The sequence below is a fragment of the Chamaesiphon sp. OTE_8_metabat_110 genome, assembly GCF_031382685.1.
Taxonomy (GTDB): domain Bacteria; phylum Cyanobacteriota; class Cyanobacteriia; order Cyanobacteriales; family Chamaesiphonaceae; genus Chamaesiphon.
Window position 1 is genome coordinate 1 of record NZ_JANMZA010000624.1, and the last position, 8,012, is coordinate 8,012.

Below are 8,012 nucleotides of genomic sequence, written 5' to 3' on the forward strand. Positions count from 1 at the left end.
CTGAACGGTAGCCGCCCGTATGATGTCCGGCACCGGCGTCTGCGTACCGAGCGATCGACCAATCCGCCTGCAAACAGATTTTTTTGCCATTGTGGAAATCGTTTTCCATTGTATGTTGTCAAACCCGAAGGTGCGATCGCGGGTGTCCAAACTACTTTGGGATCTTCCAATCCAGGTAACGATTTATTTGGTGAAATCTTTTCACTAGACCCATACTCTGTACTATAGGTAGCCAGCGGCCAGCCATAGTTTTTGCCTTTTTGCACCAGATTGAGTTCGTCACCACCGTTTGAGCCATGTTCTGTCGCCCAAACTCGCTTGGAAATTGGATCGAAGGTCATGCCTTGGATATTCCGATGTCCGTAGCTCCAGATTGCCGGATCTGTATTGGCTGCTTTGACGAAAGGATTATCGCGGGGAATCGAACCATCATCTTTGAGGCGGAGGACTTTACCGAGCTGGCTGCGCCGATTTTGGGCTTGGAAGCGGGGTAATTTACCCTCGATTTGCAGTGGGGGATTGCCACCATCGCCGATCGCGAGTAGCAGGGTATTATCGGGTAGCCACACGATCCGCGAACCAAAATGTTGCGAACCGGGTTTGACGGGAGTGACTTCAAAGATAGCTTGCAGATTTTTGAGGTTTTTGCCATCAAACACGGCCCTTGCCAGTCGCGTGCGATTGGCTGTGTCGTTACCATGAGCATAGGTGAGATAAACCAGCCGATTTTTAGCAAATTGCGGATGGATCGAGACATCCATCAATCCCCCCTGACCGCTGGCAAATACCGCTGGAACGCCACCGATCGCGGTAGGATCGAGGATACCATTACGCACGATTCGCAGCCGCCCAGGCCGCTCGGTAACGAGCATGGTACGATCTGGCAGCCAAGCCAAACTCCAGGGATTTTCTAACCCGCTGACAACTGGAACTAGCCGATAATTTGCTTGGGCATTCTGACTGACTGGAGATTTCTGGGCGTTACTAGAGCAAGCCAGACTAGATAGCACTGCGATCGCGATCGTTCTCAATGCTAGCGATCGCCAAGAAAATTTGGTGAGAATATTCACAACAAGTTACAGATTGCTAGGATATTTCGGCGATTGCGCTAGGCGCAGGCTTTGCCAACGGACACTATCGACCTATCTATATTTTTACATTCTTTTCTAATTAGATGGATCGGCGACCGCAACGGTAATTTGGGAATCCAAGCGATCGATCCAGACTTGTAAGCCAGCCTTTTGAGCTGCTAACAGACGGGGTGACAGTTTATCTGGGTTGCTATCTAAATCTAACAACGACTGCTCGAATTCTTTGAGTTTGAGCTTGGTATTTCTATACTGGATTTGATTTTGAATCACGATCGAATCCTCCAATTGTGATGTGAATATGGCACTAATCAGTTCGTTACTTGGTGCGATCGCAGTTTTAGCAATGATAGAAACTCAGCCAACTCTACTAATCCCTCAGCTTCTAGCCGCTCATGCTCGGAAAGTTGGGTACCTGCATCTTGTCGATCGAGTAAAAATTGTAAGCGATCGTGAACTGCTGCGGGAAGTTGAAACTGAGCCAATCCGTTCGCGTAGCGTCTCTGCAAGAGAATCGGAATTTCGATAACTTGCGCCACAAAGACAACCAAAATAAAGTTTTCATCCTTACCGAAAATTATAGTGGTTTGAAACATCAACTGAGTCGATCTTAGTTCTGAAATACTAAATACTTAACTCAGACTCTTCACCCAATTAATTACCGTATTGCAATCTACCCCCGTCTGACGTTCGATTTCGCGAAAGCTGATTCCCTGGGCGTGGAGAGCGAGACATCTGTGTCTAATTTCTAGAGGATATCCTCTTTGGGTGTATCGATCGAGGAATTGCCGCCCACATCCTTTGCATACGTAGCGTTGCTTGCCCTGCTGACGACCGTTTTTCGCCACTCGATCGCTCTGACAGTCAGGGCATATCATCAATTGATTACACACTTGAAGCAAATGGTCGCCGATGTGGGGATTGAGATAGCCGTAGAGGACATCTTTGATTTCGGCATAGATCTCCTGTCGATATTTTTCATCGCTTTTGATCGCGTTTGGCACCAAGCCCTGCACGATTTTGTGAGCAACTTCCGACAGTAACTCACTTTTGGCTACGCTCAAATTGGGGTTGCGTTGGCGATAAAAATTGGCATGTCTTTTGTATGAGATCGACTGAAGATTAGGAATATCGGCCATCATACTCTCCATGCCCCCGATCGGCTGTAAGTAATACTGTACGACGATACAGCGGGGAATTGGCTCCTCATAATAGACCGCGTAGGCATCAATATATTCGCTAATACCTCGATCTAGCGGTCGATCGATCTTCTGAGCGAAAAAATCTGCCTCGATGCACTCCTCCAGCCGCATATGCTCGGCAAATATATCGTTGAAAATTGCTAATTTATCTGGAAAAAATTGGTAAATCGAACCGACCGCAGTATTGGCTCGATCGGCTATTTGTTGGATCGTTGCCGCTGCAAATCCCGCCTCAGCGAAAACTTCCGCAGCGGCGATGAGAATCTTCTCTACGCGCTGTTTCCCTCGTTGTTGCTGAGGTTGACGGCGGAGAGGTTTGTCGCTTGACAAAGATGAGGACTTACTCATAAACTAATTGTGTCACAATTTGGAATAAATTGTTGTTATGGCTGAAAAACTCAAACCCGCTGACATGATGCCTGGAAGTTTTGGATTGCCGTTGATCGGGCATACGATTGGCATCCTCGCCAAACAAGAACTATTTTATTGGCAGCAGTACCAACAGTACGGCAACATCTTCAAAATATCACTACCAGAAGCGATCGGGTTTGGTAAATGTGCTTGCCTAATTGGGCCAGAAGCTAATCAATTGGTGTTGAAAGATGCAGCCGATAAGTTATCATCGCGATTGGGGAATCGATCTCTAGAACCGATCGTCAGTAAAGATCTGGTGTTGTTGCAAGATGGCGCAGAACATCGCGCCAGTCGCAAGCTGATTTTGCCCATATTTCACCGTCAAGCGATCGCATCTTACTTTGACACGATTCAGGAGGTTGTCACCGAAACCGTGGCAAGCTGGGGCAAGCTGGGCACGATTAGCCTCGAAACCGAGATGCGAAAACTGACGCTGGCGATCGCTGTCAGGACTTTTTTGGGTAGCAACAAAACCGAAGAAATCGATCGAGTATCGCAGTGGTATGTCACGCTGGTAAATAGTACTGAGGGGATGGTGAAGTGGGATAATCCGCTCACTTTTTACGGACGAGGACAATCGGCGCGGCGCAAAATTGCTGAATATGTTCGGCAGATTATTCAAGATCGAATCGAGCTTGGCGATTTAGAGAAATCGAAAGATGTTATCGGCTTTTTGATGAGTATCGTCGATGAAGATGGTAATAAGTTTACCGAAACCCAAATCATCAATCAAGCGATCGGATTTCTATTTGCCGCTCATGAAACTACCTCTAGCCTGATGAGTTGGTTGATGTTTGAACTGGGAAATCGTCCCGAATGGCGGCAGAAATTACGCACCGAACAGCAACAAGTTGCGAGTAATGAGCCTTTAAAACTGCAACAGCTCCGCCAACTTCCTCAACTAAGTAATGTCCTCAAAGAAGGCGAACGGCTTTATCCACCAGCTCCTGCGCTTGCCCGCGCTGTTGTCGAAGATATCGAATATGCTGGCTACACTATTCCGGCTGGTTGGTACGTCATAATTTTTGCCAGCATGACTCATCAAATGCCAGAAATTTACAAAGATCCAGAGTCATTCGATCCTGACAGGTTTGCGCCCCTGCGCGAGGAAGATAAGAAATACCCGTACTCTCTAATTGGTTTTGGTGGCGGTGCCCATAGCTGCATTGGGATGGAATTTGCCAATATGGAGATGAAGATAATTCTCTCGACTTTGCTGCAAAAGTACGATTGGACGGTGACACCTACTATTGCTGAAATTTCGCCAGTCCGCAAAGCGTTGAGTATGCAGAAAAAGTTAACAGCAACGTTTGGATCGATCGAGTCATGACAGTAGCTGACAGCTCAATTCAAGTTACAAAGACTTCTTCTGCTAGTGAAATCCCTTCGCCCTCACCCCGCCAGATCCTGCGGCTCTGGCTCCCCTCTCCCAAACTTGGGAGAGGGGTTGGGGGTGAGGGCAAGGTTCGTGGTTTTTACAAACCGGACTTGGTATGACATCTCGATTGGCATTCGGGGTGCGATCTTGGTTAGCATAAAAGCTCTACCCAGCCTGGATGTCCACCTAGAAAAAACTTGTGGCTATGACCGATCGACGACTCAAGTCTGCTGAAATGATGCCGGGTAGCTTTGGATTGCCGATATTTGGTGAAATCATCAACATCATCAGCAAGCAAGAGCTATTTTATTGGCAGCAACACCAGCAGCACGGCAACGTGTTTAAAACAGCCGCATTAGGATTCGGCAAAGCTGCGTGCCTAGTCGGCCCAGAAGCCAACCGTCTGGTGTTAAAGGAGCAAGCCGACAGGTTATCATCGCGATTGGGCAATCAGTATCTCGCCCCGATCGTTAGTACCGATGCCGTGCTACTCCAAGATGGCGAACAGCATCGCACCAGTCGGAAGATGATTTTGCCAGTATTTCATCAACAGGCAATTGCTTCTTACTTTGACACGGTGCAGTCGGTAGTGACGGCGGCGGTAGCTGATTGGGGCGAACGTGGATCGATCGATCTCGATGCCGAACTCCGCAAGCTGACGCTGGCTGTGGTGGTGAAGACTTTTTTAGGCAGCGAAAAAACGGTAGAGATCCAGCAAGTAAGCGAGTGGTTTACGACTCTAACCGGAGGTCTATACGGCCTTTTCAAGTGGGATACTCCCCTGACTATTCATGGTAGAGGACAAGCTGCGCGCCGCAAAATTGTCAAATATATTCGACAGGTAATCAGAGAACGGATCGATCGCAGCGACGATCCAGCTAATGCGCTGGATGTGTTGGGGCTATTGATGAATACAGTCGATGAGGATGGCAATAAGTTCACCGAAACCCAGATCGTCAATCAAGCGATCCTGTTTTTGTTTGCCGGACATGAGACCACATCTAGCCTGATGGATTGGGTCTTATTTGAGTTGGGAAATCATCCCGAATGGCGGCAAAAACTCCGCGCAGAACACCAGCAAGTAGTTGGGAACGAACCGATTGCTATGAGCCAGATTCGCCAACTTCCGCAGATGAGTAATGTCCTCAAAGAAGGCGAACGTCTCTATCCACCACTTTTTCTCATCAGTCGCATGGCGATCGCCGATATTGAATATGCTGGCTATATCATCCCCGCAGGCTGGTTTATACTCATTTTTCCACTGCTGACCCATCGCTTGCCAGAAATTTATCAAGATCCAGATTTATTCGACCCCGACAGATTTGCACCGCCGCGAGAGGAAGATAAAAAACAGCCATATTCGTTAATTGGTTTCGGCGGTGGCGTACATAGTTGCATCGGCGCGGACTTCGCTCAAATGGAAATGAAAATAATTCTCTCGACACTGTTGCAAAAGTACGATTGGACGGTAACACCCACCACCACCGAAATTTCACCAGTGCGCCGCCCATTCATGACCCAGAAAAAGCTAACAGCAACATTTGTTTCAATAAATCCCCTCCTCGGAGGGGTGCCCAACGGGCGGGGTGGGTAGATCTCCGCCACCCACAAATCTCCGATCGATCGAGTTCGATCGCTCGACCAGAAATCGCTTGAAGTTATTGCAAACTTTAGCGCAGTTGGAGTCAATTGGCTCGATTCTCTTCCAGAGACGCTCCGCAAACGAAGATGGCGACCCACCCCGCCCGGTGGGCACCCCTCCCAGGAGGGGATTTTTGGGAAGTCTGTAGGTTGGGTTGAGGCACGAAACCCAACAGCACCAACATAGCTACCTACCAATCGACATTAGGCAAGAGATTTTCGTTAGTATAAAAGCCTGACCGAATCTAGATCGATGTCCGCCAAGCAAAAATTTGTAGCGATGAATAATAAACTCAAGTCTGCCGATCTGATGCCGGGTAGCTATGGATTGCCGATTATTGGCGAACTCATTAGTTTTCTTACCAAGCGCGAAGAATTTTATTGGCAAAAACATCAAGCCAATGGCAATGTTTTCAAATCATCATCGCTCATCTTTGGCAAAACGGCTTGCCTAGTCGGGCCAGAGGCAAATCGACTGGTATTCAAAGATGCCGCCGACAAGCTATCATCGCGGTTGGGTAATAAATTATTAGAACCGATTTCAGCAGATAGCGTATTGCTCAAAGATGGCGAAGCACATCGCACGAATCGGAAGCTGATTTTACCTGTATTTCATCAACAGGCGATCGCAGGTTATTTTGACACGATTCAGTCGGTTGTCACTGAGGCGATGGCGGATTGGGGCGAACGCGGTACGATCGATCTGAGTGCGGAACTGCACAAGCTGACGCTGACTGTCGTGGTGAAGATTTTCTTAGGTAGCGAAAGTACGGCAGAAGTCGAGCAGGTGAGCGAGTGGTTTAATACCTTAGTAGATAGTGTCTCTGGAGTCATCCGCTGGGATAGTCCCCTGACTAGCTACGGACGCGGACAAGCCGCACGCCGCAAGATTGCTGACTATATTCTTCAAGTTATTGCTGAAAGAGCCGCGCGGGGCGATTTAGACAGGTCTACAGATGTACTGAGTTTGCTGGTAAATACAATCGATGAAGATGGTAATAAATTTACCGAAACGCAGATAATCGACCAAGTGATGGCGTTTCTCTTTGCCGGACACGACACCACATCGACGCTGATGAGCTGGTTGTTATTTGAACTGGGTAATAGTCCCGCATGGCGGCAAAGGTTGCGCGACGAACAGCAGCAAGTAATGGGTACAGAACCAATTTCAATGACACATCTGCGGCAATTGCCCGACATGACCAATGTTATTAAAGAAGGCGAACGTCTTTATCCACCAGCTTTTCTCATTGCCCGCGTGGCGTTAGCAGATATCGAATATGCTGGTTATTTAATCCCTGCTGGTTGGTTTATCTTTATCTCCCCGATGCTGACTCATCGCTTACCAGAAATTTACCAAGATCCAGATTTATTCGATCCCGACAGATTTGCACCGCCGCGCGAGGAAGATAAAAAACAGCCTTATTCATTAATCGGTTTTGGTGGTGGCGCGCATATTTGTATCGGCGTGGAACTCGCCCAAATGGAGATGAAGATAATTCTCTCGACACTATTGCAAAAATACGATTGGACAGTGACACCGACAACCGCTGAAATTGCCCCAGTGCGCCGCCCATTTACGATGCAAAAGCATCTAAAAGCAACATTTGTGCCAATAAATCCCCTCCCAGGAGAGGTGCCCGTAGGGCGGGGTGGGTAGATCTGTGCAGCTCACAAATCATAGATCGATTTGACTCTAGTATGAAAAAATCACAATATTGTCGCTAGCTGAAATAAATTAGGTTTGGATGTGCGATCGTACCGCCAACCTTCGGGACGGGTCGATCGCACTGAAGTTCTTTCTCTAACCAGTAGCTCGTATTCAATCAAATTTGGAAAGCCATTTAATAATAAACCTCGGTGCATCATATAGGCGATCGTCGGGTAAAACGAACAGTCAGCGAGTGTAAACAATTCGCTAGCAATAAAGGTGTGTTTTGAGGCGCGTTCTTCCCACAGATTTAGATCGAAGTTAATCGCAATAATAGCTCTTTTAATTTCTTTTTTTTCCTCATCATTCAGATCTGAAGGTTTTTTGAGAAAGAAATATTCGAGCGGTTCGTAAGCGCCAGCAAATGCTTCAGCCTCTTGAATCCAGGCGATCGCATTTGCATATTCTTGCCAATTTTTCTGGGTTGGTAGTAACGAAGGTGTAGGATAGCGCAGTTCGAGATAGTGCAAGATCGCCAAGGATTCATTGATTTTGGTACCGTCGGGTTCGACGAGCAACGGTACTTGCCCTCTGGGATTTAATGCCAAAAATTCTGGCATTCTAGTTTCGGGATCGGC

Annotated in this window: 9 protein-coding genes; 3 read left to right on the forward strand and 6 right to left on the reverse strand. The window is 47.6% G+C overall.

Going from position 1 to position 8,012, the window contains the following annotated elements; translation table 11 throughout:
• From RMO52_RS22405 to RMO52_RS22420, 4 genes are all read right to left on the reverse strand, one after another.
• The coding region (locus tag RMO52_RS22405; protein ID WP_396135081.1) for a PQQ-dependent sugar dehydrogenase at nucleotides 1-1,070 on the reverse strand (1,070 nt) is incomplete at its 3' end.
• A gap of 96 nt (nucleotides 1,071-1,166) precedes the next feature.
• On the reverse strand, nucleotides 1,167-1,361 hold the full coding sequence (locus RMO52_RS22410; protein ID WP_309744776.1) for a hypothetical protein: 195 nt from the start codon (nucleotides 1,359-1,361) through the stop codon (nucleotides 1,167-1,169).
• Nucleotides 1,362-1,399: 38 nt separating this feature from the next.
• Nucleotides 1,400-1,627, reverse strand: a complete 228-nt coding sequence (locus RMO52_RS22415; protein ID WP_396135082.1) for a hypothetical protein — start codon at nucleotides 1,625-1,627, stop codon at nucleotides 1,400-1,402.
• Between the two features lie 93 nt (nucleotides 1,628-1,720).
• Entirely contained in the window at nucleotides 1,721-2,638 is a 918-nt protein-coding gene (locus RMO52_RS22420) for a TetR family transcriptional regulator (RefSeq protein ID WP_310418747.1), read from the reverse strand.
• Nucleotides 2,639-2,675: 37 nt separating this feature from the next.
• Between RMO52_RS22420 and RMO52_RS22425 the strand changes: the two genes are divergently transcribed.
• On the forward strand, nucleotides 2,676-4,034 hold the full coding sequence (locus RMO52_RS22425) for a cytochrome P450 (protein WP_309744782.1): 1,359 nt from the start codon (nucleotides 2,676-2,678) through the stop codon (nucleotides 4,032-4,034).
• Nucleotides 4,035-4,096: 62 nt separating this feature from the next.
• On the opposite strand, the gene RMO52_RS22430 is transcribed toward RMO52_RS22425, so the two are convergent.
• Nucleotides 4,097-4,240 (reverse strand): hypothetical protein, encoded by a 144-nt coding sequence (locus tag RMO52_RS22430; RefSeq protein WP_310418752.1) that lies wholly within the window; start codon nucleotides 4,238-4,240, stop codon nucleotides 4,097-4,099.
• Nucleotides 4,241-4,287: 47 nt separating this feature from the next.
• On the opposite strand from RMO52_RS22430, the gene RMO52_RS22435 reads away from it, so the two are divergent.
• Together RMO52_RS22435 and RMO52_RS22440 are read left to right on the forward strand one after the other, a co-directional pair.
• Nucleotides 4,288-5,676, forward strand: a complete 1,389-nt coding sequence (locus RMO52_RS22435; RefSeq protein WP_310418754.1) for a cytochrome P450 — start codon at nucleotides 4,288-4,290, stop codon at nucleotides 5,674-5,676.
• A gap of 300 nt (nucleotides 5,677-5,976) precedes the next feature.
• The gene (locus tag RMO52_RS22440; protein WP_310418757.1) at nucleotides 5,977-7,383 is read left to right on the forward strand and encodes a cytochrome P450; all 1,407 of its coding nucleotides are present in this window, start codon (nucleotides 5,977-5,979) and stop codon (nucleotides 7,381-7,383) included.
• A 50-nt stretch (nucleotides 7,384-7,433) separates the two neighbouring features.
• Here the strand turns inward: RMO52_RS22440 and RMO52_RS22445 are convergent.
• Nucleotides 7,434-8,012 (reverse strand): glutathione S-transferase family protein (locus tag RMO52_RS22445; protein WP_310418760.1); only part of this gene is annotated, 579 nt, incomplete at its 5' end.

Coding starts and splice junctions, on each gene's coding strand:
- RMO52_RS22430 (WP_310418752.1), bottom strand. CDS start 4,240: ATGCTAACCAAGATCGCACCCCGAATGCCAATCGAGATGTCATACCAA.
- RMO52_RS22425 (WP_309744782.1), top strand. CDS start 2,676: ATGGCTGAAAAACTCAAACCCGCTGACATGATGCCTGGAAGTTTTGGA.
- RMO52_RS22440 (WP_310418757.1), top strand. CDS start 5,977: ATGTCCGCCAAGCAAAAATTTGTAGCGATGAATAATAAACTCAAGTCT.
- RMO52_RS22420 (WP_310418747.1), bottom strand. CDS start 2,638: ATGAGTAAGTCCTCATCTTTGTCAAGCGACAAACCTCTCCGCCGTCAA.
- RMO52_RS22435 (WP_310418754.1), top strand. CDS start 4,288: ATGACCGATCGACGACTCAAGTCTGCTGAAATGATGCCGGGTAGCTTT.